Source organism: Inquilinus sp. NPDC058860 (assembly GCF_042743185.1).
In the GTDB taxonomy this organism is placed as follows: Bacteria; Pseudomonadota; Alphaproteobacteria; order DSM-16000; family Inquilinaceae; genus Inquilinus.
Genome location: NZ_JBHYMS010000036.1, coordinates 1 through 25,153, shown reverse-complemented (window position 1 = coordinate 25,153; position 25,153 = coordinate 1). Strand labels below are relative to the sequence as shown.

Genomic DNA, 25,153 nt, shown 5'->3' with positions numbered 1-25,153 from the left:
CAGCAGCGTCACGGCAGGGTCGCCCCAGCGGTGCGGCACCGCTGGGGCGATGGTCCGGCCCTCGGACATCGGTCGCGGTGAGGCAGGCGAAAGCGAGGCCCGCAAAGGGATGATGGACGACGGACGGCATGGTGGCGGAGCGCTGTGCCGGTGTGGCCCGCCGGCTGGCACGCATCTGGCAATGGGGCCGGGACGACGTGATCGATGGAAGATTGTGCATGCGAATTGAGCAGCCCGCCTCGCCGCGCCTGCTGGATGCCGGCGATGGCGGCCTCGTCGTCGAGGTCGGCGACGACATCGACGAGCGGATGAACCGGCAGGTGATCGCCTTCGCCCACGCCGTGGAGTCCCTGGCGCTGCCCGGCGTGCGCGAGGTGGTGCCGACCTATCGGTCGCTGCTCATCCTGTTCGATCCGCTCCTCATCGCCCGGCAGGAGCTGTGCGCGGCGGTGCTCTCCCTCTGGCCTCCGCCCGAGACGGCGAGCGGACGCCGCGGCTTCTGGCGCGTGCCGGTGCTGTACGGCGGCGAACATGGCGTCGATCTCGACCACGTCGCCCGCACTCATGGAATGGCCGCGGAGGACGTGGTCGCGCTCCATTCGGGAGCGGAGTACCGCGTCTACATGATCGGCTTCGCCCCCGGCTTCGCCTATCTCGGCGGGTTGCCGGAGGCGCTGCATACCAGCCGCAGGACGGATCCCCGCCTGAAGACGCCGCCGCGCAGCGTCTCGATCGGCGGCCGCCAGACGGCCGTCTCGCCACCGATGGAGATCCCGAGCGGCTGGCACCTGCTCGGCCAGACACCGGTGCGGTCCTATGATCCACGGCGGACCGACCGTCCCTTCCTGTTCACCGCCGGAGACGCGATCCGGTTCGCGCCCGTCTCACCCGCCGAATACCGAGACCTGTGCAAGGCGGCAGAGGCTGGGGAGATCGTTGCGCAATGGGACGCTGCGTGATGGGCGCACAGCTCGTCATCGACCGGCCCGGCCTGTTCTCCAGCCTGCAGGACAACGGCCGCTTCGGCTACCAGCGCTTCGGCATCTCGGCCTCCGGGGCCATGGACACCCTCGCCATGCAGACCGCCAATCTCCTGGTCGGCAACCCGCGCGGCACGGCGGTGATCGAGCTCACCATGACGGGACTCGCCGCCACGATCGAAGGCGGCCCCTGCCGCCTCGCGCTCGCCGGTGCGGACATGCCGCTCGGCATCAACGGCCGGCCTGCCGCGACTTGGCGAGCCCATGGGCTTCGACCAGGAGACAGGATCGAGATCGGCACCGCCCGCAGCGGTCTGCGGGCCTATCTCGCCCTCGCCGGCGGCTTCGCGGTTCCGGCCACGCTGGGCAGCCTCTCCACCCATTCGCGCTCGGCGATCGGAGGGCTGGACGGCCGGGCGCTGCGCGGCGGCGACCGCCTGCCGCTGCGCGGCGCGCCCCCGGCGCCGCTGCTGTCGCTGGCGCCCGAGCACCGGCCGAAGGACGCCGGCCCCCTGCGCGTCGTGATGGGCCCGCAGGACGACTGTTTCACACCGGCCGGCATCGCGACCTTCCTGTCCTCGGAGTATCGCGTGACCGACAAGGCCGATCGCATGGGCGCGCAGCTCGACGGCCCCGCGATCGAGCATGCAAGCGGGTTCAACATCGTGTCGGACGGCGTCATGAACGGCAGCATCCAGGTGCCGGGCAACGGCCGTCCGCTGATCCTGCTGGCGGACCGGCAGACCACGGGCGGCTATCCGAAGATCGCCACGGTCATCGGCCCGGATCTCTGGCGGCTCGGCCAGAAACGGTCCGGCGACCTGCTGCGCTTCGCCCACGTCTCCGTGGAAGACGCCGCGGCGGCGGCGCGGGCGCATGAGGAGCTGATCGCGGCGATGACCGGCCACATGTGCGAGGCGTCCGAAGGCGGCGCCGGGCTCTCGAGCGAGCACCTGCTCGCACACAACCTCGTCAGCGGCGTCTGCTCGGCGATCGAGCCGGGGCCTCAGGGAGTGGAGCGACCATGAAGACCATCGACCTCAACTGCGACATGGGGGAGGCTTTCGGCGCCTGGGAGATGGGCGACGATGCGGCGATGCTGGAGATCGTGACCTCGGCCAACATCGCCTGCGGTTTCCACGCCGGCGATCCGCTGGTGATGGACCGTACGCTCGCACAGGCCAAGGCCCGCGGCGTCGGCGCGGGGGCGCATCCGAGCTTCATGGACCTGTGGGGCTTCGGCCGCCGGCCCATCCTCGGCCAGAGCCCCGACGAGATCGAGAAGCAGTTGATCTATCAGATCGGCGCGCTGCAGGCCCTCGCCCATGCCCAGGGCAGCCGCCTCGGCCACGTGAAGACGCATGGCTCGCTCGGCAACATGGCGAATGAGGACATCGGTCTCGCCCGCGCCGTGGCCCGGGCCATCAAGGCCGTGGACCCCGACTTCATCTTCGTGGTGATGCCCGGCCTGCCGACCGAACGGGCCGGCGAGGAGGCCGGGCTGCGGCTCGCCCGCGAGATCTATGCCGACCGCGCCTATGCGGACAACGGCAATCTCGCCTCGCGCAAGCTGCCGGGCTCGGTGCTGCATGATGCCGAAGCCGCCGCCGAGCGCGTCCTGCGGATCGTCGAAAGCGGCGAGATCGTCTCGATCAACGGCAAGCGTATCCCCGCTCGTGCCGATACGGTCTGTGTGCACGGAGACACCGCTGGTGCTGTCGCGATGGCGCGGGCGGTGAAGCGCCGCCTTACCGGGGCCGGCTATGTCGTCAAGCCGATGGCCGGGCTAGCGCCTGACCCGAAAGGAGTTGAGTGATATCAGTCGGTTGTGATTCGGTCGTGGTTGCGAGCGACGACGAAGCACAAGATGGTCTGGACTGAGATCACCCGGCCGCAGTATCGGCGCAAGGGGCTGCGGTATCCAAGCGACACGGCGGATGAGGAATGGCGGCTGATATCGCCGCCTGCCAAGCCTCGAATGCCCGGGCTGCCTCCAGAACCTCCAACCCTCGTCCCGTCAGACTCCCCGCCTTCCGATGAGCATCGAGTGGAGCCCTGACCGGCGCCGTCCGATCTCCGGCCAGCACCATCGCGGCGGCTGCCCCGGCATAGCCCGCCACCAAATCCACCGCCGCCCGAGTCGGCAGTCCACCCGCCCTACCCGCCTGGACCATCGCGTCCATCAGCCCGTATAGCCAGAGATGGGAGCAGGACACCGCTGTGGCCGCGGTGAACTGTTCTTCCTCGAGGAGCGGGATGACGCGCCCCAGCGCGGCGAACAGCCGCTCGGCCCTGGGATCGGGAGGATGGATCGCGGTCACGCCGGCACCGATCGCACTGGAGGCGATCGGCATCGCCCGGACCAGCCTGGCCGCGCCGCCGCGGCTGCCGATCATCGCCAGGGGGACCCCGGCCGCCACGTTGACCAGCAGATGCCGGTCGCTCCAACGCAGGGCCTCGATCGCGGCCAGCGTGTCCGGCGGCCGCGTCGCCACGATCACGATCCCGGTGCTGTCAACCACCTCCTGGTTGTCCGCCGCGACCGTGCAGCCGAAGCGCCGTGCCAGCCGCTCGGCCTGCACAGCGTTCCGCGGCGACAGCATGACGGGCCGGTTGTCGCCGCCCGCCCGCAGCCCCTCGACGACGAAGCCCGCAAGCCCGCCGACGCCGATGATCCCCACGGCCTCGCCGGCCTCCTCAGTCGCCATCTGTGGCTATCCTCCCACCTGCGGTGCGCGTTCGAAGAGCTGGATCGGATGGCCTTCGGGATCGGCCAGGGTGAGGACACGGCCATGGCCGCCCATGTCGCGCTCACCCTGGATCTCGATGCCGGCGGCCGCAGCCCTGGCCCGGAAGTCATCGACCGAGTCGACCTCGAACACGATCACCGCCCCCGCTGCTCCCGGCGGCCCCTCGGCCGGAGATCCGATCGCGAAATTCGCACCGCCGGCATCGTACTGCGCCCAGCGCTCGCCATCGGCGAATTTGAGCCGGAGGCCGAGCACCTCCTCGTAGAAGCGTCGCGCGCCAGGCATGTCGGCGACGACGTGATAGGCGGTTTGCAGCCGCTTGATTGTCATGCTCCTCCCCTTCGGTCGCTCAGTAGGCCGTCCAGCCGGCATCGGCGACGATGTTGGCGCCGTTGACGTAGCGCGCCTCGTCCGAGGCCAGGAACACGGCGACCGGCGCGATCTCCTCGGCCGCGGCCTGGGGCGGCCGCGTCGCCAGCCCCTTCTGGCGCAAGGCCCAGCCTGCCGCGGACGGTTCGACGCCGGCGGCGAGGTCCGTCCTCACCGACCCCGGCGAGACGGCGTTGCAGCGGATGCCGCGGTCGCCATAGGTCGCGGCGATGCTGCGGGTCAGGCCGAGCAGACCGTGCTTGGTCGCGGTGTAGGCGATGCCGGCCCGGCCGCCGAGCAGGCCGGCGATCGAGCAGGTGTTGACGATGACGCCGCGGCCGCGCGCCAGCATGCCCGGCAGCACCGCGCGGCAGGCCAGGAACGGGCCGGTCAGGTTGACCCCGACCACGCGGTGCCACAGCGCGTTGTCGGTCTCGTCGAGCGGCGCCATGCGGTCGAGGATGCCGGCGTTGTTGCACAGGATGTCGATCGGGCCGAACCGGGCATCGGCCGCCGCCAGCATGCCGGCGATCGCGGCCTCGTCGGCGGCGTCGGCGACATGGGGTTCGAGGGCCTCGGGATCGCCGGCATGCGCTCTGGTCTCGGCCAGCCTTTCGGCCGACAGGTCCACCGCCAGCACCCGGGCACCGGCGGCGACGAAGGCCGTCGCCATCGCCCGGCCGATGCCGGACCCGGCCCCGGTGATCACGGCGACGCGACCGTCGAGCGTCGGCATGGCAGTTCCTTTCGGTTCGGGATCAGGGCAGGGCGGCGAACAGGCCGGAGCGGTAGACCAGCGCCGGCCGCCGCGGCGTGACATGCACGGCCTTCACCCCGCCGATGAAGATGGTGTGGCTGCCGCGCTCCAGCGCGTCCAGCACAGTGCAGTCGAAGGCGGCCGGCGCGTCGGCGAGCACCGGCGCGCCGGTGGCCAGCGTGATCCATTGCCCCGCCGCGAACCGCTCGGCCCCGCGCACCCCCGCCCGGCCGGCGAAGCGTTCGGCCAGCGCCTGGTGCTCGCCGGCGGTCAGGTTCACGCAGAAGGCGCCGTGCCGCAGGATCGCGGCGTGGCTCTCGGCCGAACGGTTGACGCAGGCCAGCAGCGTCGGCGGCTCGGCCGACAGCGAGCAGACCGCGGTCGCGGTCAGCCCCCGCCGGTCGTCGCCCGTGCCGGTGGTGACGATGGCGACGCCGCCGGCCAGCTCGCGCATCGCGGCGCGGAAATCATCCTGGCCGACGAAGGCCGCGTGGGGTGAGAGGGCATTCATGCGTCATACCCCAGATAGGCGGTCCGCACCCGCGGATGGTCGATCAGCTCGACCCCGCTGCCTTCGAGCGAGATCTCGCCGGATTCGACGACGAAGGCGCGGTCCGCGATCTCCAGGGCGCGATAGGCGTTCTGCTCGACCAGCAGCACGGTGACGCCGTCGGCGTTGACGGCGCGGACGGCGTCGAGCACCAGCTCCGCCACCTGCGGCGCCAGCCCCATGGTCGGCTCGTCCAGCAGCAGCAGGCGGGGGCGCGTCATCAGCGCCCGGCCCATCGCGACCATCTGCTGCTCGCCGCCCGACAGCGTGCCGGCGAGCTGGCGGATGCGCTCGCGCAGCCGCGGGAACAGCGCCAGCACCCGGTCGAGATCAGCCGCGATCGCGGCCCGGTCGGTCCGGGCGTAGCCGCCGATCTCCAGGTTCTCGGCCACCGTCATCCGGCCGAACAGGCGGCGCCCCTCCGGCACCTGGGCCAGCCCCAGCGGCACCCGCGCATGCGGCGGCAGCGCGGTGATGTCCCGATCGCCGAGCCGGATCGAGCCGGCGCGGACGTCGCGCAGCCCGCACAGCGCGTTGAGGATGGTGGTCTTGCCGGCGCCGTTGGCGCCGATGATGGTCGCGATCTCCCCGGTCTCGACCCGGAAGCTGGCGCCGCGCACCGCGGCAATGCTGCCATAGGCGACCGTGAGGCCGCGGACGTCGAGCGCGATGCTCATGCGACGCTCGCCTCCTGCAGTCGGGGTGCAGGCCGCGGCCCGGCCGGGGCTCGCGGGCGGCCGAGATAGGCGGCGATCACGCGCTCATCGGCCTGGACCTCCGCCGGCGTGCCCTCGGTCAGCACCCGGCCCTGCTCGAACACGGTGATCCGCTCGGCCACCGCCATCACCACCCGCATGTGATGCTCGATCAGCAGCACGGTGATGCCGAACTGGTGCCGGATGCGGTCGATCAGCTGCGCCAACGCCTGGCCTTCGGCCGGGTTCATACCCGCCGCCGGCTCGTCCAGCAGCAGCAGGCACGGCTCGGTCGCCAAGGCCCGGGCGATCTCCAGCCGGCGCTGGTCGCCATAGGGCAGGTGCCGGGCCAGCGTGCCGGCGCGGTGGCCGATGCCGGCGAAGTCGAGCAGCGCCCGGGCCCGATCGCGGGCCTCCGCCTCCTCGCGGCGGAAGCGCGACGTGCCCACCACCGCCTCCCAGAAGGCGGCGCGCAGCCGGCGGTGGCGGCCGACCAGCACGGTCTCCAGCGCCGTCATGTTCGGGAACAGGCGGACATTCTGATAGGTCCGCGCCACGCCATGGGCGGCGACCCGGTGGGCCGGCAGCCCGTCGACGCGGACGCCGTCGACCCGGATCACGCCGGACGAGGGCGGCAGGAAGGCGGCGATGCAGTTGAACACCGTCGTCTTGCCGGCACCGTTCGGCCCGATCACGGCATGGACGCGGCCGCGCGGCACGGTCAGGTCGACATCGCGCACGGCGACGATGCCGCCGAAGCGCTTGGCCAGGCCCCGCACCTCGAGCATCGGGATCGATCCGTCACCGCGCATCGGCGGCCTCCCTGGCTGAGCGGGCCGGCCACAGGCCTTCGGCCCGGAGATGCATCATCGCCACCAGGGCCAGGCCGTAGAACAGGTAGCGGAACTCGCCGAACTCCCGCAGCAGCTCGGGCAGGCCGACCAGCATCAGGGCGCCGACGACCACGCCCGGCAGGCTGCCGAGGCCGCCGATCACCAGGATCGCCAGCACGTTGATCGAGATCAGCAGCTGGAAGGAATGCGGGTAGACCGAACCGACCAGCACGGCGAACACCGCCCCCGCCGCGCCGGCGAAGGCGGCCCCGACGGTGTAGGCCAGGAGCTTGACCGCGACCGGGTCGATGCCGAGCGCCTGGGCCACGTCCTCGTCCTCGCGGATCGCCAGCCAGGCCCGGCCGGTGCGGGAATGCTGCAGCCGCCAGGAGACGAACCCGACCACCCCGCCGAGCGACAGCGCCAGGTAGTAGAGCTCGGCCGGGGTGTTCAGGGGAAAGCCGAACAGCGACGGCCGGGCGATCTCGATGATGCCCTGGGACCCGCCGAGGAGCGGCCGCAGGGCGTCGGAGACGACCAGGATGCGGATGATCTCGCCCAGCGCCAGCGTCGCCATCGCCAGGTAGTCGCCGCGCACCCGCAGCACCGGCAGGCCGAAGACCAGCCCGGCCAGCGCCGCGATGCCGACCGCCACCGGCAGCGCCGCCCAGAACGACAGATGCGCGATGGCATAGGGGCCGGTGGAGCAGAGCAGCGCGACCGTATAGGCGCCGACCGCGAAGAAGGCGACGAAGCCGAGATCGACCAGCCCGGCCAGGCCGAGCTCGACGTTGAGGCCCATCGCCATCAGCACGTAGAGCCCGACCAGCATCGCCACCTGGGCCACGAAGTCGCCGGTCACCAGCGGCAGGACCAGGATGCCCGCCAGCAGCAGGCCGATGCCGAGCCGCCGCGGCCATGGCCCGGCCGGCTGGTCCCGGCGCCGCCCGGCCAGGGCCGCGCGCAGAACGGCGATGCCGGCGGCGGCCGCGAACAGCGCCGCGGCCGGCCCGGGCATGATCCCGGCGGAGCCGAAGATGTCGGGCGTCGGCAGCCCGAGCCCGGACAGGGTGTCGAGGGTGCCGGCGAAGACGTCGCGGAACAGTCCGGCGGCCAGCACCGCGCCGAGGCCGGCCAGCAGCGCCTTGCGCGCGGCCGGTGGCAGCAGGGCCAGTCCGCCGCCGAGCAGGCCGGCCGCGGCGCCGAGGCCGGCGAGGAGCGCCAGCGCCGCCGCCGAGGCGCGCGGCAGGCCGAGGCTGAGCGCCTTGGTCAGCGCCGGGCTGGCGGCGACCAGGATGCTGCGCACGTCGACCGATGCGACCAGCAGCACCAGGCCGGCGACCATCGCCCCGGCCAGGAGGCCGGCCGCGAGGCCGAGCCCGAGGGACGCGGCGGCCCCTGCCCCGGCCCGGCCCGCGGCCCGGGCGCCGAGCGCCCCGGCGGCGAGGCCGATCGCGAGCAGGACGGCCTGTGCCAGGGTCAGCGCGTCCTCGACGACGAAGCGTTCGTCCATCAGGACATAGGCGCCGACCAGGGCGAAGGCGATGGCGGCGAGTCCGGCGAAGACCCCCGCGCGCAGCGCCTCGGGCGCGGCACCGCGGCGGCGCCGGCCGACGCGGAAGGAGCTGGTGACGACGTCGAAGGCCATGGCTCCCCTCCCCTATGCCCGCTTGGCCGACAGGCGCTCGCCGAGTAGCCCCTGGGGCCGGAAGATCAGGATCATGACCAGCATGCCGTAGCCGATCACGTCCTTGAGCTGATAGGGCGCCGGCAGGCCGAAACCTTCGAGCAGCAGGGCCGGGCCGAGCGCCTCGGCGACGCCGAGGACCAGCCCGCCCAGCATCGCGCCGGGCAGGTTGCCGATGCCGCCGAGGATCGCCGCGGCGAAGCCCTTCACGCCAAGGGCGAAGCCCATGAACACGGTGATCTGCTTGAACACCAGGGCGTAGAGCACGCCGGCCGCCCCGGCCATGGCGCCGCCGATGGCGAAGGTGGCGACGATCACCCGGGCGACGTCGATCCCGACCATCGCCGCGGCATCGCGGTCCTCGGCCACCGCCCGCATCGCCTTGCCCAGCCGGGTGAACCGGACCACCGCGACCAGCCCGGCCAGCATCAGCAGCGCCGCCGCGAAGGCGACGAGCTGCGGGATCGGGACGGAGACGGAGCCCAGGACGATCGTCCCTTCCATCCAGCCAAGATCCGGATAGGCCCGGTTGCGGGTGCCGAACAGGCCGCGCGCGCCGTATTGCAGCACGAAGGACAGGCCGATGGCGCAGATCAGCGGCGCCAGCGACCGGACATGCAGGAAAGGCCTGTAGGCCACCCGCTCGACCCCGAGCGACACGGTCGCCCCCACCGCCATCCCGGCCGCCAGGATCAGCGGCAGCGCCAGCAGCGGCGCGCCGGCGGTGAGGCCGGCGTCCTTCAGCGCCACCGCCGCGAACAGGCCGGCGAAGGAGCCGACCATCATCACGTCGCCATGGGCGAAGTTGATCATCCGCAGGATGCCGTAGACCATGGTGTAGCCCAGCGCGATCAAGGCGTAGACGCTGCCGATGGTCAGCCCGAAGACGAAGAACGAGCCCAGATTCGCCGCGGAATAGGTGCCGGCGGCGAGGCTGCCGACGAGCCCGACGAGGACCAGGGCGGCGACGCCGATCCGGATCGCCAGCAGGAGATGGTCGACCCAGGTGGAGCGCCGCAGCCATTCGGCCAGGAGGCGGCGCGGCGCGGAGGCGTCGGCCGCCGCCGTCATGGGTAGATCCTCTTCGGGTTGGTGCCCGGCGCGAAGCTGGACGGGTCGTCGCCGGTGAACTGCCAGACCGCGTAGGTCGCGGCGCCGCAATCGCCGGTCGGGCCGCAGCTCAGGCTGCCGGTCAGGCCCGGCAGGTCCTTGGTCGCCAGCATCGCGTCGTGCAGCGCCTTGCGGCCGACATAGAGGTTGCCGTCGCCATCGGTCTGGCCGACCGCCTTGATCGCGGCCAGGGTCAACAGCGCAGCGTCGTAGCCATAGGCGCTGAAGCCGCCGATCGGGGCCTCGCCATACTCCTCCTTGAAGCCTTCGACGAAGGCCGGGAAGCGGTCGGAGAACTGGTCGGTCGACGGGCCGACGATGCGGAAGCCGACGATATCCGCCCCGGCGGCCTCGATCACATTGGCGCTGAACACGCCTTCTCCGCCCAGGATCACGGTGTCCTTCAGCGCCGGCACCTCGCCCCGCTGCCGCAGCAGGAAGCCGATGCTGGAGGTGAAGACCGGGGTGAAGATGATATCCGGCGTGCTGGTCGCGATCCGGGTCAGCACCGGCCGCAGGTCGGTGTCGGTCGGCGCGATCGCCTCGCTGGCCGCGATCTTGCCGCCCTTGGCGGTGAAGCCCGCCTCGAAGGCGCGCACCAGCTGTTCGGTGTAGGGCGATCCGTCATGGATCGTCGCCGCGGTCTTGGCATGCAGCGTGTTCAGCGCGTAGCCGACGGCGAATTCGGCCGATTTCAGATCGTTCGGGATGACCCGCAGGAAGCCCTGGAAGTCGGCCGGCCGGTCGGCGGCGGTCAGGGCCGGGGCGGTCGCGCCGAAGGCGACGCTGGGGATGCCGAGATTCCACAGGATCGGCGCCCCGACCCGCGCCCCGCTCGAGCAGCTGGGGCCGAGCACGGCCAGGACCTGGCGGTTGCCGGCCAGCTTGGTCGCCGCCGTCTGGCCGCCCTCCGCGGTGCATTGCGCGTCCTCGGACAACAGCTTGACCGGGAAGCCCAGCACCTCGCCGCCGGCATCGGCGATGGCGAGGGACGAGCCGCGCAGCTCGTCGATGCCCTGGTTGGTGTCGCCGCCCGACTGGGACGAGTAGCCGCCGATCAGGATCGACTGCCCCTTGGCGATCTTGACCACACCGATCGCGTCGGTGACGGGACCGACGGTTTCCGCCCGCAGCCCCGGCGCGGCGAGGAGCGCCGATGCGAGGACGAGCGCGGATGTCCTGTACTTGCCCATGAAGCCACCCCTTTTGCGATTGTTGTTCCTGCCGGCGCCCCGTTTGCGGGTGCGCCGGGATCCCTACTCGGCCGCGGCGGTCGCGGGCCGGGCGCCGATCGACGCGATCGGTCCGACCTCGCGCTCGACCAGCGGCAGCACCTCCGTGGCGAAGCGCTCCAGCGCGCGCCGGGCACGGGCGACGGGCATGTCGCCGAACTGGAAGAAGCAGTTGTAATGGGTCGGCTGCAGCCGCCGGATCTCCGTCACCAGCCGCTCGGCGACATGGTGCGGGTCGCCGATCAGCAGGTTGTCGGCGAAGGTCTCCAGCGGCGGCTCGTCCGGCAGCGCCGGCGCCTGGACGAAGGAGCCGTCGAGCACCAGCTCGGGGTTGCGCAGCGCCGTGACCATGCGGCCGACATAGCGCGCCCGCTCGGCCGCCGCCAGCGCCTCCTCACGGCTGTCGGTGACATGGATGTACTGTTGCAGCGCGACCGGCATGGCAGCACCGTCCAGCCCCGCCGCCACCCAGCTCGCCCGGACCTGCTCGACGATGTCGAACAGCGCCTTGGTGCCGCGCCAGCCGGCGGTGACGAAGGGCACGCCGTCCCAGCGCGCCAGCGCCTTCAGGATCGCCGGATGCGGGGAGGTGCAGTAGACCGGCGGCATCGGCGTCTGCACCGGCCGCATGGTGAAGACCGATTCCGGCACGGTGATGTGCTTGCCGGAGAAGGCGACGCGGCCCTCGGACAGCGCCTGCTCGACCACCGCCCAGTATTCCAGGAACAGCTCGGTCTTCTGCGCCACCGGGGCGCCGTAGCGCTCGAACTCATAGGCCTGGTAGCCGGTGCCGACGCCGAGCACGGCCCGGCCGCCCGACTGCTGGTCGAGCAGCGCGATCTCCTGCGCCACCCGCATCGGATGGTACAGCGGCAGCACCACGACCCCGGCGCCGAGGCGGATGCGGCTGGTCTGCCCCGCCATATGCGCCGCCATCATCAGCGGCGAGACGCTGATCGAGTAGTTGGTGAAATGGTGCTCGGCGAACCAGGCGATCTCGAACCCGGCCTGCTCGGCCAGCTTCACCATGTCCCTGGTGTCGGCGATGACGCCGGCGATGCCGCCCGGGTTGTCGCGCAGGCCCATCAGGCTGAAGAGACCGAAATGCATGATCTGTGGCGCCCCTTTGCGCGGGAAGTCTCGAAGTCGATCGATGTCAGGGGATGAAGTATCCGCCGCTCACCGCCACGGTCTCGCCGACCATGTAGCGGTTCTGCCCGGACACCAGGAACAGGATGACGTCGGCCACGTCGTCGGGCTCGGCGGCGCGGCCGATCGGCGTCTGCGCCGCCAGCTCCGGCAGGAAGCCGGCCGCCTTCGCCTTCTCGGTCGCGATCGCCGCCGGGGCGACGCCGTTGACCAGGATGCCCTGCCCCGCGACCTCGTGCCCGAGGCTCTTGGTCAGGCTGACCACCGCCGCCTTCATCGCGGCGTAATGCGCGTTCTTCGGATGCGCCTTGAAGGCGTCGATCGAGGCGACGTTGACGATCCGTCCGCCGCCCTGCCCCTGCATGTGCCGGATCGCGGCGACGCTCATGTGGTAGAGGCCGCGGACATTGACCGCGAAGCTGAAATCCCAGTCCTCGTCCGAGACCTCCAGGATCGGCCGGCGCGGATAGACCCCGGCGCAGTTGACCAGCCCGTGGACCCGGCCGGTGGCGGCGACCTCGGCGAACAGCGCGTGGGCGCTGTCGCGCCGGGTCAGGTCGCCGACCGCGGACACGGCCGCCCCGCCGAAGCCCCGGATCTCCTCGACCACGGCGGCCGCGCCGGCGGCGTCGATGTCGATCACCGCGATCCTGGCCCCGGCCCGCGCCAGCCGCAGGCAGACCGCCCTGCCCAGCCCGCTGGCCCCGCCGGTGACGACGATGGTGTGCCCCTGCATCTCCGCTCCGCCTTCCCGTGTCGTTTCGTTGCCGACGGGACACTCTGTCCAGGACGGGGCCGGCCGGACAAACGGTGATTTCTACTGCACCGATTAGCGCGGACACCCGTCCGGCGAAGCGGCAAGCAGCGGTTATCGTCGGATTAGAACAGCTAATTTGCCCGGGGCCGGGGCAGCCCCTACCGTCGGCGCAGGAGGCAAGCATGGTCAAGATCGGCCTGTTCAGCCTGATGGGGCTGTACGACCGCAACACCTCGCCGGCATCGGTGCTGCGCACCACCGTCGACACGGTGCGCATGGCCGAGGATTTCGGCTTCGACATCGCGTGGTTCGCCGAGCACCAGTTCACGAACCATTCGATCTGCCCGTCCTCCCTCCTGATGGTCGCGCATTGCGCGGCCGCGACCAGCCGCATCCGCCTCGGCCCGGCCGTGCTGGCCCTGCCCTTCTACGAGCCGCTGCGGATCGTGCAGGAGGCGGCCTTCGCCGACCTCCTGACCTCCGGCCGGCTGGTCCTCGGCCTCGGCTGCGGCTACCAGCCCTACGAATTCGACCGCTACCGGGTCGATTCCGACCAGCGCCACCAGCGGATGCTCGAGGCCTGGGACATCCTGGAGCAGGGGCTGACCTCGGGCGTGGTGGAGCACCGTGGCGCGATCTTCGACATTCCGCACACCGAGCTGTCGATGCGGCCTTTCGGGCTGGCCATGCCGGACGTCTACGTCGCCAGCAGCCACCCCGCGGTGGTGGCGCGCATGGTCCGGGGCGGCCACACGCCGTTCATGAGCTTCGGTCATCGCGGCCTCGACGCCGCCCGGGGGTTCCGCGACCTGATCGCCGAGCGCTGGTCCGCGGCCGGCGGCGACGCCCGGCGGATGCCGCTGGCGGTGCAGCGCTACGTCTATGTCACCGACGATCCGGAGGATGCGCGCCATGCCGCGCGCTGCGTCCGCAACCTGGCGCGCGCGGCGGTGCCGCTGGCGACGGCGCAGCCCAGCAAGGACGGTCCGTTCCTGCGCCTGATGCCGCTGAACGACGAGCCGCCGCTGGACGACTTCCTGGACAATGCGGTGATCGGCCCGGCGAACTACTGCGCCGAGAAGCTGCATCAGGAGCTGGAGGTGTTGCGCCCGACCCATCTGTCCTGCTTCGCGGGCTTCGCCGGCATCGGGCGTCGCGAGACCCTGGCCTCGCTCGAACGCTTCGGCTGCGACGTCATCCCGCAGCTCGAAGGCATCGTCGAGCTGCGTGACGACAGCGTGCTCGACGCGGCATGATCAACCGGCTCGCCCCGAAACCACCAACCCAGAGCAGCCCAGAGATGAGCGCGGTGCCGCCGGACCGCCCCACGGCCGCCATTGCCCCGCCCGAGGCTGCGCCGCCGCGGGAGGGCCGGGCCGGCCGGCGGGCGGCGCGGCTGCCGCAATTGAACCTGTTCCGGGTGTTCGACGCGGCGGCCCAGCACCACAGCTTCACCGCCGCGGCCGACGAGCTGTGCGTGACCCAGTCCGCCGTCAGCCAGCAGATCCGGCAGCTCGAGGAGTTCCTCGAGGTCCGCTTGTTCCGCCGCCTGCCGCGCCGGCTGGAGCTGACGCGCGAGGGCACGGCCCTCGCCGGCGTGGTGCACGAGGCGCTGGCCATGCTCGGCCGGGCCTGCGACCGCATCGCCGATCCCGCGACCCCGACCGTCCTCTGCGTCAACGCCGCGCCCGCCCTGGCCTCGCGCTGGCTGGTGCCGCGGCTGAAGCGCTTCATGGAGACGCACCCGCTGGTGAAGGTGACGCTGCTGGCCTCGAACGACCCCGTCGACTTCGACCGGCAGGATATCGATGTCGCGATCCGTTGGGGCAGCGGCCGGTGGCCGGGGGTGCGGGCGGAGCCGATGGGGCGCGAGCCGATCTTCCCGGTGTGCAGCCCGTCGCTGCTGCCGGACGGACGGCCGCTCCGCCGTGCCGAGGAGCTGTCGCGCCACACCCTGCTGCAGGTGGTGCACGGCCATTCCTGGACCGCCTGGCAGGAGGCCGCCGGCGGCATCGGCGTCGACCTCGCGGAATCCCTGTATTTCAGCGATGCCAGTCTGATGCTCGAGGCGGCGGCTCAGGGCCAGGGGGTCGGGCTGTCGAGCTATCTGCTGGTCGAAAGCGAACTCAAATCCGGCCGGCTGGTCCGCGCCTTCGAGACCGAGCTCACGACCGAGGACGGCTATTACATCCTGTCGAGCCCGGAATACGGCGACAAGCCGGCGATCGCGAATTTCCGCGCCTGGATCCGAGCGGAGGCCGAAGCCGCGATCGACGGACGACAGCCGATCTCGTCAAAATGAACGCGAGGCCGACGTCCATCGCGCCGGCCGATCAACCATCGGTTGCGTCCCACCTTATCCACAGCGGTGATCATCTGCGATTCTCCGGTAGGGTTTGGTTGCTGACACCAACCTGAGACCGAGGAACCGGCAGCCGAACCGCCTTTGCTATAAAGTTATATGATAACTTTATAGCAAACTGCCCCGATGCTCGCCAGGGTCCGACGGACCGAGCCGGAACAGGATTTCTCCATCCGTCACGGCACGCGCCGCCCCTGGCGCATCCAAAAATTCTTTTCTTAACAATATATTAGATACCCTCCAGAGCTGGTGCCGAAGGACAATATTCGGGCCCGGATAGCAGAGAGATCGCGCCGCGCGCTCGGATCGGTCCGACTGCACACAAGAGGCGTGACAACGCGTGACATAAGTTATATGACATCATTTAAGTTTCTGCCGAACGACAATGAATGCGCCGCGGGAGAACCGGACGGGTGCGCGTAGGGAGGAACAGGATGACCGCAATCTTCCGCGCCCTCGGCGCCGGACTGTTCGCGTTCGCCATCATCGCCTGGCCGGTCGGCCGGAGTGACGCCGCCACCCCGGACGACCAGATCGTCGTCGGGCTCAGCATGACGAACATCCTGGCGCTCGACCCGCCCTTCCAGACCGGCCGGGAGTCGCTCGAGGTGCTGGCCAATGTCTACGATTCGCTGATCGACTCCGATCCGCGCGAGCGCGGCAAGCTGCTGCCGAGCCTGGCGGAAAGCTGGACGGTCAGCGAGGACGGGCAGACCATCACCTTCAAGCTGCGCAAGGGGGTGGCCTTCCATTCCGGCAACCCGCTGACGGCCAGGGACTTCGTCTGGTCGGTGACGCGGGCGCTCAAGACCCAGTCCACGCAGGGGTCGAACTGGAAGATCTCCGGCTTCACCGCCGACAATGTCGCCGAGACCGTCACGGCGCCGGACGACGAGACGGTCGTGCTCAAGATCCCGCAGCGGACCGATCCGACCCTCGTTCTCTACACCGTCGCGCACAACACCGCCGGCATGGTGCTCGACAGCAAGCTGGTCATGGAGCACGAGAAGGACGGCGATCTCGGCCAGGCCTGGCTCGCCACCAACGATGCCGGCTCCGGCCCCTACACCCTGCGCAACTGGCAGCCGAACAACATCATCATGCTCGAGCGCTTCGACGGCTACTGGCGGGAGCCGGCGAAGACGCGGCGCGTGATCTACCGCCACATGCCGGAACCGCAGACCCAGCGCCTGGCCATCGAGCGCGGCGACATCGACATCGCCATGAACCTGTCGGTGGCCGACATGGAGGCGCTGAAGGACAACAAGGATGTCGTCATCAACTCGGCGCCGGGCGGCAACATGTACTACCTCGCCGTCAACATGAAGGACGACGCATTCGCCAAGAAGAACGTCCGTCTGGCGCTGCGGTATCTGATCGATTACGACGGCATCAACAAGACGATCATGCCGTTCTACGGCTTCTATCACCAGCGCCCGATCCAGATCGGGCTGCCGGGTTCGCTGCCCGACCCGGGCTACAAGCTCGACGTCGACCGCGCCAAGCAGCTCCTGGCCGAGGCCGGCTATCCGGACGGCTTCTCGACCACGCTGCGGGTGCTGTCGGACCCGCCTTTCATCGACGCGGCCACCTCGATCCAGGGCACGCTGGCGCAGGCCGGCATCAAGGCGGAGATCATCTCCGGCAACGGCGACGCCGTCTACGGCGCCATGCGCGAGCGCAAATTCGACCTGCTCGTCGGCCGCGGCGGCGGCGGCACCGATCCGCATCCGCACTCGAACCTGCGCAACCAGCTGTACAATCCCGACAACCGCGACGAGGCCAAGCTGACCTCGTTCCAGGGCTGGCGCACCGCCTTCTACGACGAGAAGCTGAACCAGCTCATCGACACCGCGCTGCTCGAGCCGGATCCGGACAAGCAGAAGAAGATGTACGAGGAGATCCAGCTCTACGCCGAAGACGTGGTGCCGTCGATCCAGCCGTTTTCCCAGGCGCTGGACTCGGTCGTCACGCGCGCGGATGTGAAGGGCTACGTCTATCACTATGCCTGGACCACACGGTACCGCGAGGTGACGAAGGAGCGGTAACCGAGGACCGAACGGTCCCGTCATTCCCGGGAGCGGAAGCGTGCTGTCACAGCTGTCAGGATGGTTCGGACGCGGCAGACCGTCGCGCCCATGGCTCGACCAGGCCCTCGCGGTCGCGGTCACCCTGCTCGGTCTCCTGATCCTCACCTTCCTGATCGGCCGGGTCATGCCGGTCGATCCGGTGGCGCGGCTGGTCGGCGCCGATGCCGATCAGGCTGCGTATCAGGCGATGTACGAGAAGCTCGGCCTCGACCAGCCGCTGCACGTGCAGCTCTGGTACTATCTGGGGCAGATCTTCAGCGGCGATTTCGGCGTGGCGCTGCTGACCGGCCACCGCGTGATCGACGACGTCATCCGCGTCTTTCCCGCGACCGTCGAGCTCGCGACCGTGAGCATCCTGCTCGGTGCCGGCATCGGTGTCCCCCTCGGCGTGCTGGCCGCCAGCCGCCGCGGCCGCCCCACCGACCACATCGTCCGCGTCATCACCCTGCTCGGCCATTCCGTGCCGATCTTCTGGCTCGGCATGATGGGGCTGCTGCTGTTCTACGCGCAGCTCAGCTGGGTCGGCGGCGGCGGCCGCGTCGAGGTCTTCTACGAGGGCATCGTGCCGGTCAGGACCGGGCTGCTTCTCGTCGATTCCCTGATCGACGGCGACATGGAGGTGTTCTGGAGCGCGCTGCGCCACATCGCCCTGCCGGCCTCCGTGCTCGCCTACTCCTCGATGGCCTATCTCAGCCGCATGACGCGCAGCTTCATGCTGGAGCAGCTGTCGCAGGAATACATCATCGCCGTGCGCGCCAAGGGCCTGCCCCGCCGCGACGTGATCTGGCGCCATGCCTTCCGCAACATCCGGGTCCAGCTCGTCACCATCATCGCGCTGACCTACGGCAACCTGCTGGAAGGCGCCGTGCTCGTGGAGACGGTGTTCGCCTGGCCGGGCTTCGGCCAGTACCTGACCAACAACCTCCTTCTCGGCGACATGAACGCGGTGATGGTCTGCGTCCTGATCGTCGGGCTGATCTTCATCAGCCTCAATGTGCTGAGCGACCTGCTGTACCGCGTCTTCGACCCGAGGACCCGCTGATGGCCGACCTGCCCGCCGATGCCGCGCCGCCCGCGAGAGGCCTGAAGGCCTATATGGCGCGCGAGCCCCGCTCGCCCGGCGAGGCGATGCTGCACGAGCTCTATGCCACCACCTTGCGCTTCTTCGCCAATCCCCTCGCCGCCATCGGCCTCGCCATCATCGTCCTGCTCTGCCTCGTCGCCAGCTTCGCCCCGTGGCTCGCCACCCACGACCCGCTGGCGCAGGATCTTCCGAACGCGCTGCGACCGCCCTCCTCCGCCCACTGGTTCGGCACCGATGAGATCGGCCGCGACATCTTCAGCCGCATCGTCTACGGCTCGCGCGTCACGCTCTACATCGTCGGCCTGGTCTTCATCACCGTCGGGCCGATCGGCCTCGCGGTCGGCGCCACCGCCGGCTATCTCGGCGGCATCGCCGACACGGTGCTGATGCGCCTGACCGACCTGTTCCTGTCCTTCCCGGGGCTGGTGCTGACGCTGGCCTTCGCCGCGGCGCTGGGGCCCGGTCTCGACCACGCGGTGCTGGCCATCACCCTCACCGCCTGGCCGCCGATCGCGCGCCTGGCCCGGGCCGAGGCCCTGACCGTCGCCGGCAGCGACTTCATCGCCGCCGCCCAGCTGCAGGGCGCCTCGGCGCTGCGCATCATCACCCGCCACGTCATGCCGCTGTGCCTGCCCTCCCTCATCGTCCGGGTCACGCTCAACATGGCGGGCGTCATCCTGACCGCGGCGGGCCTTGGCTTCCTCGGCCTCGGCGCCCAGCCGCCGACGCCGGAATGGGGCGCCATGACCTCGACCGGCCGCCGCTTCATGCTCGACCATTGGTGGGTGATCACCATGCCCGGCATGGCGATCCTGATCGTCAGCCTCGCCTTCAACCTGTTCGGCGACGGGCTGCGCGATGTCCTCGACCCCAGGCAGGATTGAGATGGCCGAGCCCCTGCTGACGATCGAGGATCTCCGGGTGCGCTTCCCGACCCCGCGCGGCCTGGTCGATGCCGTGCGCGGCGTCTCCTTCGCCGTCGGGCGCGAGAAGCTCGGCATCGTCGGGGAATCCGGCTCCGGCAAGTCGACCATCGGTCGGTCCATCCTGCGGCTCCATCCGCGCTTCGCGCGGATGACCGCCCAAAAATTCGACTTCCGCGGCATCGACCTGCTGCAGGCCGGCGAACGGCAGATGCTCGGCATCCGCGGCCGGCGCATCTCGATGATCCTGCAGGACCCGAAATTCGCGCTCGATCCGGTCATGACCGTGGGCGAGCAGATCGCCGAGGCCTATCGCCGGCACCGCAAGGCCTCGCGCGCCGAGGCCCGCGACCAGGCGCTGGCCATGCTGGAGGCGGTGCGAATCCGCAACCCCGGGCATGTCTACGGCCAGTATCCGCACCAGGTCTCGGGCGGGATGGGCCAGCGCGTGATGATCGCCATGATGCTGATCCCCGAGCCCGACCTGATCATCGCCGACGAGCCGACCTCCGCCCTCGACGTCACGGTGCGGCTCCAGGTCCTCGCCATCCTCGACGACCTGGTCAGCGAGCGCGGCATCGGCCTGATCTTCATCAGCCACGACCTCAACCTGGTCCGCTCCTTCTGCGACCGGGTGCTGATCATGTATGCCGGCCGCATCGTCGAATCGGTCTCCGCGGCCGAGCTCGATACCGTCCGACATCCCTACAGCCGCGGGCTTCTGGACGCCCTGCCCCGCATCGACCAGCGCCGCGACCGGCTGCCGGTGATGATCCGCGATCCCGCCTGGGCCCAGGGGTGAGGAGGCAGCCATGGCGATCCTGACCGTCGACGACCTCGGCCTCGCCTTCGGCAGCGGGTCCTACGCCGTGCGGGTGCTCGACGGCATCAGCTTCGCGGTCGAGCGGGGCGAGGTGTTCGGCCTGGTCGGCGAGAGCGGGTCGGGCAAGTCGACCATCCTGCGCTGCATCGCCGGGCTCCACCGGCACTGGACCGGCACCGTGCGGCTCGACGGCAACGCGGCGGCGGACCGCAAGGCCCGCTCGCGCCTGGTCCAGATGGTGTTCCAGGATCCCTACGGCTCGCTGCATCCGCGCCGCACGGTCAACGCCACGCTGGCCGAGCCGCTGGTCATCCACGGCATCGGCGACGTGCGCGACCGCATCGACCAGGCGCTGCGCGACGTCGGGCTGGCGCCGCAGCTGCGCTACCGCTATCCGCACCAGCTTTCGGGCGGCCAGCGCCAGCGCGTCGCCATCGCCCGGGCGCTGATCCTGGAGCCGCGCCTGCTGCTGCTGGACGAGCCGACCTCGGCGCTCGACGTCTCGGTGCAGGCGGAGATCCTGAACCTCTTCGCCGACGTCAGGGCGAAGAAGCAGCTCACCTACATCCTGGTCAGCCACGACCTCGGCGTCGTCGCCCATATGTGCAGCCGCTTCGCGGTGATGCAGCACGGCCGCATCCTGGAGACGCTGACCAGCGCCGATCTCGCCGACGGCCGGGCGCAGCATCCCTATACGCAGATCCTGATCGAGGCCAGCCGGCGCTACGACCGGTCGCTCGCGCGCCGGCTGGCGCGGGCCGACGGCACCGGCCCCCAGCCCGAGCAGCCGCCCGACACGACCCTGGACCTCGCCGCAATCCGCCCCGATGGAGGACGCCCGTGAAGATCGTCGACGTGACCGTGCGCGTATTCGTCCACAAGACCCAGATCGCGCGCGACAAGGCCGGCCATGCCCATCCCGGCAAGGAGACCGAGACGCGGAGCGGGCTGCTCACCGTCCTCTGCGACGACGGCACCGAGGGGTACTGCATCTACAACCCCGAGGTGATCCGGCCCTATGTGGTGGAGAAGCTCTACAAGCCGGTCCTCCTCGGCCAGCATCCGTTCGAGCGCGAGCGGCTGTGGCAGGAGCTGCTGCTGCGGCAGCGCGGCAGCGCCGAGCAGCTCACCGACCGGGCGCTGTGCGCGGTCGAGCTGGCGCTGTGGGACCTGGCCGGGCGCAAGCTCGGCCTGCCGGTGCACCGGCTGATCGGCAGCTATCGCGACAAGGCGCCCGCCTATGGCAGCACCATGGTGGGCGACGACGTCCCGGGCGGCCTCTCCTCCCCCGAGGACTACGCCCGCTTCGCCGAGGCGCTGGTCGGGCGGGGCTACAAGGGCATCAAGCTGCACACCTGGATGCCCGACGGCGCGGCGGCGCCCGACCCGAGGCGCGACGTCGCCGCCTGCGCCGCCGTGCGCGAGGCGGTCGGGCCCGGCATCGCGCTGATGCTCGACGCCTACCACTGGTACAGCCGGTCCGACGCCCTCTATCTCGGCCGCGAGCTGCAGAAGCTGGGCTTCGCCTGGTACGAGGAGCCGATGGACGAGGCCAGCATGAGCTCCTACGCCTGGCTCGCCGGCAATCTCGACATCCCGATCCTCGGCCCGGAAGTGGCCATGGGCAAGCACATGGTCCGCGCCGAATGGGCCAAGGCCGGCGCTTGCGACATCATGCGCACCGGCGTGTTCGACGTCGGCGGGATCATGCCGAGCCTCAAGGTCGCCCACCTCGCCGAGGCCTTCAACATGGATTGCGAGATCCATGGCAGCGGCGTCGGCAACCTCACCGTCATCGGCTGCATCAAGAACTGCGTCTGGTACGAGCGCGGCCTGCTGCACCCGTTCCTCGACTACGACCGGGTGCCGGACTACCTCAACGCGCCGGTGGACCCGATGGACCAGGACGGCTTCGTGCCCCTGTCGCAGCTGCCGGGCCTCGGGGCCGACGTCAACCTCGCCTACATCAACGACAACCTGGTGCGCTGATCCTCCGGGACACGCCCGCAGGGAGAACCGCCATGGCGACGATCCCAACGAAACGGCTGGGCAGCAGCGGGCTGGTGGTGTCGCGGCTGGCCCTGGGCACGATGACCTTCGGCGCCACCACGGACGAGGCCGAGGCGAAGCGCATCGTCGCCTCCGCACTCGACCGCGGCGTCAACCACATCGATACGGCCGACACCTATGCCGGCGGCCGGTCGGAGGAGATCGTCGGCCGCGCCATCGCCACCGACCGCCATCACTGGGTGCTGGCCACCAAGCTGGCGAACCCGAACGGGCCCGGCCCCAACCAGCGCGGCCTGTCGCGCAAATGGATCATCGAGGAGGTGCAGCGGAGCCTGAGGCGGCTCGGCACCGACTTCATCGATATCCTCTACCTGCACAAGGAGGATCCCGGGACGCCGCTGGAGGAGACGGTGCGCGCCGTCGCCGACCTGCAGCGCAGCGGCGCCATCCGCTATTTCGGCGTCTCGAACTTCAAGGCCTGGCGCATCGCCCGCATCGCCGCGATCTGCGACCAGGCCGGCATCGACCGGCCGGTGGTCGACCAGCCGCTGTACCACGCCCTCAACCGCACCGTGGAGGTCGAGGTGCTGCCGGCCTGCCGCGCGCTCGGCATCGGCGTGTTCTGCTACAGCCCGACCGCGCGCGGGGTGCTGACCGGCAAATACGCGATCGGCGAGCCGCCCCCGCCGGACAGCCGCGCCGCCCGGCAGAACCGGCGCATGATGGAAACCGAATATGCGCCCGCAACCCTCGCCGCCGCGGCCGAGATCGGCGCACACGCCCGCCGGCGCGGCTACGACCCCGCCGCCTTCGCCATGGCCTGGGTGCTGGCCAACCAGGCGGTGACGGGCGCCATCGCCGGGCCGCGGACGATGGCACAGTGGGACAGCTACCTCGCCGCCTTCGACGTCGACTGGACCGCCGAGGACGAGGCCGCGGTCGACCGGCTGGTGCCGCCCGGCACCACGGCGATCCCGAACTTCATCGACCCGATCTATCCGGTGGAAGGGCGTTTCGCATCGCATCACGACCGCAATGGAGGCGCGCATGGACGCGAGTTTTGAACGGGCATCGCAGGAGGACATCGCCGCGCTCGCCGCCTTTTCGCCGCCCACCCTGCACGAGGCGATGGGCCAGCGCGGCGCCATGTCCGCCTGCATCAGGCCGATCTACCCGGGCATGAAGCTCGCCGGCTCGGCGCTGACGGTACGTTGCAAGCCCGGCGACAACCTGGCCATCCATGTGGCCGCCGCCTCGGCGCAGCCCGGCGACGTGCTGGTGGTCGACAATGACGGCTTCGTCGAGTCCGGCCCCTTCGGCGACGTGCTGGCCACTGCCTGCCAGGCGAGAGGCGCCGTCGGCCTCGTCATCGACGGCTGCGTGCGCGACGGTCCCTGCCTCCGAGAGATGGGCTTTCCCGCCTTCTCCCGCGGCCTCGCCATGAAGGGGGCCGCCAAGACCCTTCCCGGCGAGGTCGGCGTTCCGATCGTCTGCGCCGGCGTCGCCGTCTCTCCCGGCGACGTCGTCATCGGCGACGACGACGGCGTCGTCGTGGTCCCGCGCGCCCTGATCGCGCTGGCCCTGAAGGGCGCACGCGAGCGCGAGGACAAGGAGGACGCGATCAAGCAGAAGCTGAAGGCCGGCGCCACCACGCTCGACCTGCTCGGGTTGCGGCCGCTCCTCCAGCCCGCACGCTAGCCGACGTCATGGCTCCGCGAGCACCGGCCCGATGTTATCATACAACTCGGCGACGGCCCTCTACTCGCCGGTCATCGCCTTATAGCGCGCCCGGCTGCCGGCCAGGTGCCGGCGCATTTCGGCGCTCGCGAGCGCGCTGTCGCGCTGCCGGATCGCCTCGAGGATCGCCCGATGCTCCGCCTCGATCCTCCCCTGGTAGTCCGAGAGACCATACGCCGACGCGGCCGACGGATCGAGGTGACGGCGTGGGAAGGCGAACTCGCCGAGATGGTTGATGAAGTCCACAAAGTACTTGTTCTGCGTCGCCGCGGCGATCGCCTTGTGGAAGGCGAGGTCGGCCGTCACCAAGCGCCGCCCGTCCCCGGCGGCCTCCCCCTCCTCCAACGCGACGGACAGGGCGCGGATGTCCTCGTCCCGATGGCGCGCGGCGGCCAGGGCCGCCGCCTCGACCTCGACGGCCAGGCGAAGCTCAAGGACGGACAGGATGTCGTCGAGCGTGGCCCGCAGGATGGCCGGGCCGATCCGGGGCGGCTGCGCCGCCACGAAGGCGCCGGAGCCGCGGCGTGTCTCCACCAGCCCGGACGCCCGCAGCGCGGCGACCGCCTCGCGCACCACCGTGCGGCTCACGCCCGTGGTCCGGGACAGCTCGCTTTCCGTGGGCAGCCGGTCGCCGGCCTTGAACCGCCCGCTCAGGATCTCGCGCTCGAGGGCCGCGCTCAGCGACGACACGAGATTGGTGTTCGGCACCACCATGTCGAGCGTCAAGGATGCGGGGGGAGATCGTCTGGCCACCGGTACCGCTTGCCCCAAGTTGTCATGCAACTCCTGGAATATGGACTGTAGCCTGCTATTGCAAGAGCGGTACGGCCCTCGGGCGACGGGCGTTCCCTTCAGCGCGGTCCCGGCCGTTGCCGGACGACGGGCGTCAGCGCGAGCCCGATCGCCTGTGCGTGTTGGCGGCATCGAGCTGCCCCCTGTCGACCGGCGACGCGGCCGCACGCCCGACGCATCGAAGAAGGCGCAGCCGCCGACGGTGATCGAGCTGCGCCAGGACACGTCGGTCCTGCCCTGAACGCTCTCGCGCCAGGCGCATTCCTCGATCGTCCGGCCGTCATTGTCCCGAGTTGTCAGGTGAGCCTGATGCGATATCCCTAGGCGCAAAAGCCCCGTCCGAGGGGACGGGGTTTTTGGATCGGATCTGGTTGCGGGGACAGGATTTGAACCTGTGACCTTCAGGTTATGAGCCTGACGAGCTACCGGGCTGCTCCACCCCGCGGGGGTGAGAGAGGAGCAT

General features: G+C 70.5%; 25 protein-coding genes, 1 tRNA gene and 2 pseudogenes. 15 read left to right on the top strand and 13 right to left on the bottom strand.

Features of this window, described 5'->3' with window-relative positions; all coding sequences use genetic code 11:
* The first annotated feature begins 128 nt into the window (after positions 1-128).
* The 4 genes and pseudogenes from pxpB to ACFW16_RS22595 form a co-directional block, all read left to right on the top strand.
* Complete coding sequence (gene pxpB, locus ACFW16_RS22610; RefSeq protein WP_380309213.1) at positions 129-959, top strand: 5-oxoprolinase subunit PxpB; 831 nt, start codon at positions 129-131, stop codon at positions 957-959.
* The gene (locus ACFW16_RS22605) at positions 959-2,008 is read left to right on the top strand and encodes a biotin-dependent carboxyltransferase family protein (protein ID WP_380309211.1); all 1,050 of its coding nucleotides are present in this window, start codon (positions 959-961) and stop codon (positions 2,006-2,008) included. Before pxpB ends, ACFW16_RS22605 begins: the two co-directional genes overlap by 1 nt.
* A complete protein-coding gene (locus ACFW16_RS22600) occupies positions 2,005-2,796 on the top strand; it encodes a LamB/YcsF family protein (RefSeq protein ID WP_380309209.1) in 792 nt (263 codons plus the stop codon). Before ACFW16_RS22605 ends, ACFW16_RS22600 begins: the two co-directional genes overlap by 4 nt.
* A 51-nt stretch (positions 2,797-2,847) precedes the next feature.
* Positions 2,848-2,943, top strand: a pseudogene (locus ACFW16_RS22595) (IS5/IS1182 family transposase); the annotation flags it as partial.
* Positions 2,944-2,983: 40 nt separating this feature from the next.
* On the opposite strand, the pseudogene ACFW16_RS22590 reads toward ACFW16_RS22595, so the two are convergent.
* From ACFW16_RS22590 to ACFW16_RS22540, 11 genes and pseudogenes are all read right to left on the bottom strand, one after another.
* Positions 2,984-3,688, bottom strand: a pseudogene (locus tag ACFW16_RS22590) (pyrroline-5-carboxylate reductase family protein); the annotation flags it as partial.
* Positions 3,689-3,694: 6 nt separating this feature from the next.
* The gene (locus ACFW16_RS22585; RefSeq protein ID WP_380309207.1) at positions 3,695-4,060 is read right to left on the bottom strand and encodes a VOC family protein; all 366 of its coding nucleotides are present in this window, start codon (positions 4,058-4,060) and stop codon (positions 3,695-3,697) included.
* 19 nt (positions 4,061-4,079) lie between these two features.
* A complete protein-coding gene (locus ACFW16_RS22580) occupies positions 4,080-4,835 on the bottom strand; it encodes an SDR family NAD(P)-dependent oxidoreductase (RefSeq protein ID WP_380309205.1) in 756 nt (251 codons plus the stop codon).
* 22 nt (positions 4,836-4,857) lie between these two features.
* On the bottom strand, positions 4,858-5,367 hold the full coding sequence (locus ACFW16_RS22575; RefSeq protein ID WP_380309203.1) for a flavin reductase family protein: 510 nt from the start codon (positions 5,365-5,367) through the stop codon (positions 4,858-4,860).
* The gene (locus tag ACFW16_RS22570; RefSeq protein WP_380309201.1) at positions 5,364-6,083 is read right to left on the bottom strand and encodes an ABC transporter ATP-binding protein; all 720 of its coding nucleotides are present in this window, start codon (positions 6,081-6,083) and stop codon (positions 5,364-5,366) included. Before ACFW16_RS22570 ends, ACFW16_RS22575 begins: the two co-directional genes overlap by 4 nt.
* Positions 6,080-6,913, bottom strand: a complete 834-nt coding sequence (locus ACFW16_RS22565) for an ABC transporter ATP-binding protein (protein ID WP_380309199.1) — start codon at positions 6,911-6,913, stop codon at positions 6,080-6,082. The genes ACFW16_RS22570 and ACFW16_RS22565 overlap by 4 nt, the downstream gene beginning before the upstream one ends.
* The gene (locus ACFW16_RS22560) at positions 6,903-8,582 is read right to left on the bottom strand and encodes a branched-chain amino acid ABC transporter permease (RefSeq protein ID WP_380309197.1); all 1,680 of its coding nucleotides are present in this window, start codon (positions 8,580-8,582) and stop codon (positions 6,903-6,905) included. Before ACFW16_RS22560 ends, ACFW16_RS22565 begins: the two co-directional genes overlap by 11 nt.
* A 12-nt stretch (positions 8,583-8,594) precedes the next feature.
* A complete protein-coding gene (locus ACFW16_RS22555) occupies positions 8,595-9,692 on the bottom strand; it encodes a branched-chain amino acid ABC transporter permease (protein ID WP_380309195.1) in 1,098 nt (365 codons plus the stop codon).
* The gene (locus ACFW16_RS22550) at positions 9,689-10,924 is read right to left on the bottom strand and encodes a branched-chain amino acid ABC transporter substrate-binding protein (protein ID WP_380309193.1); all 1,236 of its coding nucleotides are present in this window, start codon (positions 10,922-10,924) and stop codon (positions 9,689-9,691) included. The genes ACFW16_RS22555 and ACFW16_RS22550 overlap by 4 nt, the downstream gene beginning before the upstream one ends.
* A 63-nt stretch (positions 10,925-10,987) precedes the next feature.
* Positions 10,988-12,073: an LLM class flavin-dependent oxidoreductase gene (locus tag ACFW16_RS22545; protein WP_380309191.1), complete on the bottom strand. Its 1,086-nt coding sequence runs from the start codon at positions 12,071-12,073 to the stop codon at positions 10,988-10,990.
* Positions 12,074-12,119: 46 nt separating this feature from the next.
* Positions 12,120-12,848, bottom strand: coding sequence for an SDR family NAD(P)-dependent oxidoreductase (locus tag ACFW16_RS22540; RefSeq protein ID WP_380309189.1), 729 nt, complete (start codon positions 12,846-12,848; stop codon positions 12,120-12,122).
* Positions 12,849-13,051: 203 nt separating this feature from the next.
* Between ACFW16_RS22540 and ACFW16_RS22535 the strand changes: the two genes are divergently transcribed.
* The 10 genes from ACFW16_RS22535 to ACFW16_RS22490 all read left to right on the top strand — a co-directional run bounded on the left by ACFW16_RS22535 (position 13,052) and on the right by ACFW16_RS22490 (position 23,859).
* The gene (locus tag ACFW16_RS22535; RefSeq protein ID WP_380309187.1) at positions 13,052-14,125 is read left to right on the top strand and encodes an LLM class flavin-dependent oxidoreductase; all 1,074 of its coding nucleotides are present in this window, start codon (positions 13,052-13,054) and stop codon (positions 14,123-14,125) included.
* A 44-nt stretch (positions 14,126-14,169) separates the two neighbouring features.
* Positions 14,170-15,171 (top strand): transcriptional regulator GcvA, encoded by a 1,002-nt coding sequence (gene gcvA, locus ACFW16_RS22530; RefSeq protein ID WP_380309185.1) that lies wholly within the window; start codon positions 14,170-14,172, stop codon positions 15,169-15,171.
* 494 nt (positions 15,172-15,665) lie between these two features.
* A complete protein-coding gene (locus ACFW16_RS22525; RefSeq protein ID WP_380309183.1) occupies positions 15,666-17,279 on the top strand; it encodes an ABC transporter substrate-binding protein in 1,614 nt (537 codons plus the stop codon).
* 40 nt (positions 17,280-17,319) lie between these two features.
* Positions 17,320-18,363, top strand: coding sequence for an ABC transporter permease (locus ACFW16_RS22520; RefSeq protein WP_380309181.1), 1,044 nt, complete (start codon positions 17,320-17,322; stop codon positions 18,361-18,363).
* Positions 18,363-19,289, top strand: coding sequence for an ABC transporter permease (locus ACFW16_RS22515; protein ID WP_380309178.1), 927 nt, complete (start codon positions 18,363-18,365; stop codon positions 19,287-19,289). The genes ACFW16_RS22520 and ACFW16_RS22515 overlap by 1 nt, the downstream gene beginning before the upstream one ends.
* A gap of 1 nt (position 19,290) precedes the next feature.
* Positions 19,291-20,130 (top strand): ABC transporter ATP-binding protein, encoded by an 840-nt coding sequence (locus ACFW16_RS22510; RefSeq protein WP_380309176.1) that lies wholly within the window; start codon positions 19,291-19,293, stop codon positions 20,128-20,130.
* A 10-nt stretch (positions 20,131-20,140) separates the two neighbouring features.
* A complete protein-coding gene (locus tag ACFW16_RS22505; protein WP_380309174.1) occupies positions 20,141-20,995 on the top strand; it encodes an ABC transporter ATP-binding protein in 855 nt (284 codons plus the stop codon).
* The gene (locus ACFW16_RS22500; protein WP_380309172.1) at positions 20,992-22,140 is read left to right on the top strand and encodes a mandelate racemase family protein; all 1,149 of its coding nucleotides are present in this window, start codon (positions 20,992-20,994) and stop codon (positions 22,138-22,140) included. The genes ACFW16_RS22505 and ACFW16_RS22500 overlap by 4 nt, the downstream gene beginning before the upstream one ends.
* A gap of 32 nt (positions 22,141-22,172) precedes the next feature.
* Positions 22,173-23,225, top strand: coding sequence for an aldo/keto reductase (locus tag ACFW16_RS22495; RefSeq protein ID WP_380309170.1), 1,053 nt, complete (start codon positions 22,173-22,175; stop codon positions 23,223-23,225).
* Positions 23,209-23,859 (top strand): 4-carboxy-4-hydroxy-2-oxoadipate aldolase/oxaloacetate decarboxylase, encoded by a 651-nt coding sequence (locus ACFW16_RS22490; RefSeq protein ID WP_380309168.1) that lies wholly within the window; start codon positions 23,209-23,211, stop codon positions 23,857-23,859. Before ACFW16_RS22495 ends, ACFW16_RS22490 begins: the two co-directional genes overlap by 17 nt.
* Positions 23,860-23,919: 60 nt before the next feature.
* On the opposite strand, the gene ACFW16_RS22485 is transcribed toward ACFW16_RS22490, so the two are convergent.
* Positions 23,920-24,624 carry a FadR/GntR family transcriptional regulator gene (locus ACFW16_RS22485; protein WP_380309166.1) on the bottom strand — a complete coding sequence of 235 codons (705 nt, stop codon included), beginning with the start codon at positions 24,622-24,624 and terminating at the stop codon, positions 23,920-23,922.
* Positions 24,625-24,805: 181 nt separating this feature from the next.
* Here ACFW16_RS22485 and ACFW16_RS22480 point away from each other — a divergent pair, with 181 nt between their 5' ends.
* Positions 24,806-24,931 carry a hypothetical protein gene (locus ACFW16_RS22480; protein ID WP_380309163.1) on the top strand — a complete coding sequence of 42 codons (126 nt, stop codon included), beginning with the start codon at positions 24,806-24,808 and terminating at the stop codon, positions 24,929-24,931.
* Between the two features lie 127 nt (positions 24,932-25,058).
* Here ACFW16_RS22480 and ACFW16_RS22475 read toward each other — a convergent pair.
* Positions 25,059-25,135, bottom strand: a tRNA-Met gene (locus ACFW16_RS22475).
* Positions 25,136-25,153: the final 18 nt, after the last annotated feature.

Coding starts and splice junctions, on each gene's coding strand:
- pxpB (WP_380309213.1), top strand. CDS start 129: ATGGTGGCGGAGCGCTGTGCCGGTGTGGCCCGCCGGCTGGCACGCATC.
- ACFW16_RS22605 (WP_380309211.1), top strand. CDS start 959: ATGGGCGCACAGCTCGTCATCGACCGGCCCGGCCTGTTCTCCAGCCTG.
- ACFW16_RS22600 (WP_380309209.1), top strand. CDS start 2,005: ATGAAGACCATCGACCTCAACTGCGACATGGGGGAGGCTTTCGGCGCC.
- ACFW16_RS22585 (WP_380309207.1), bottom strand. CDS start 4,060: ATGACAATCAAGCGGCTGCAAACCGCCTATCACGTCGTCGCCGACATG.
- ACFW16_RS22580 (WP_380309205.1), bottom strand. CDS start 4,835: ATGCCGACGCTCGACGGTCGCGTCGCCGTGATCACCGGGGCCGGGTCC.
- ACFW16_RS22575 (WP_380309203.1), bottom strand. CDS start 5,367: ATGAATGCCCTCTCACCCCACGCGGCCTTCGTCGGCCAGGATGATTTC.
- ACFW16_RS22570 (WP_380309201.1), bottom strand. CDS start 6,083: ATGAGCATCGCGCTCGACGTCCGCGGCCTCACGGTCGCCTATGGCAGC.
- ACFW16_RS22565 (WP_380309199.1), bottom strand. CDS start 6,913: ATGCGCGGTGACGGATCGATCCCGATGCTCGAGGTGCGGGGCCTGGCC.
- ACFW16_RS22560 (WP_380309197.1), bottom strand. CDS start 8,582: ATGGCCTTCGACGTCGTCACCAGCTCCTTCCGCGTCGGCCGGCGCCGC.
- ACFW16_RS22555 (WP_380309195.1), bottom strand. CDS start 9,692: ATGACGGCGGCGGCCGACGCCTCCGCGCCGCGCCGCCTCCTGGCCGAA.
- ACFW16_RS22550 (WP_380309193.1), bottom strand. CDS start 10,924: ATGGGCAAGTACAGGACATCCGCGCTCGTCCTCGCATCGGCGCTCCTC.
- ACFW16_RS22545 (WP_380309191.1), bottom strand. CDS start 12,073: ATGCATTTCGGTCTCTTCAGCCTGATGGGCCTGCGCGACAACCCGGGC.
- ACFW16_RS22540 (WP_380309189.1), bottom strand. CDS start 12,848: ATGCAGGGGCACACCATCGTCGTCACCGGCGGGGCCAGCGGGCTGGGC.
- ACFW16_RS22535 (WP_380309187.1), top strand. CDS start 13,052: ATGGTCAAGATCGGCCTGTTCAGCCTGATGGGGCTGTACGACCGCAAC.
- gcvA (WP_380309185.1), top strand. CDS start 14,170: ATGAGCGCGGTGCCGCCGGACCGCCCCACGGCCGCCATTGCCCCGCCC.
- ACFW16_RS22525 (WP_380309183.1), top strand. CDS start 15,666: ATGACCGCAATCTTCCGCGCCCTCGGCGCCGGACTGTTCGCGTTCGCC.
- ACFW16_RS22515 (WP_380309178.1), top strand. CDS start 18,363: ATGGCCGACCTGCCCGCCGATGCCGCGCCGCCCGCGAGAGGCCTGAAG.
- ACFW16_RS22510 (WP_380309176.1), top strand. CDS start 19,291: ATGGCCGAGCCCCTGCTGACGATCGAGGATCTCCGGGTGCGCTTCCCG.
- ACFW16_RS22505 (WP_380309174.1), top strand. CDS start 20,141: ATGGCGATCCTGACCGTCGACGACCTCGGCCTCGCCTTCGGCAGCGGG.
- ACFW16_RS22495 (WP_380309170.1), top strand. CDS start 22,173: ATGGCGACGATCCCAACGAAACGGCTGGGCAGCAGCGGGCTGGTGGTG.
- ACFW16_RS22490 (WP_380309168.1), top strand. CDS start 23,209: ATGGACGCGAGTTTTGAACGGGCATCGCAGGAGGACATCGCCGCGCTC.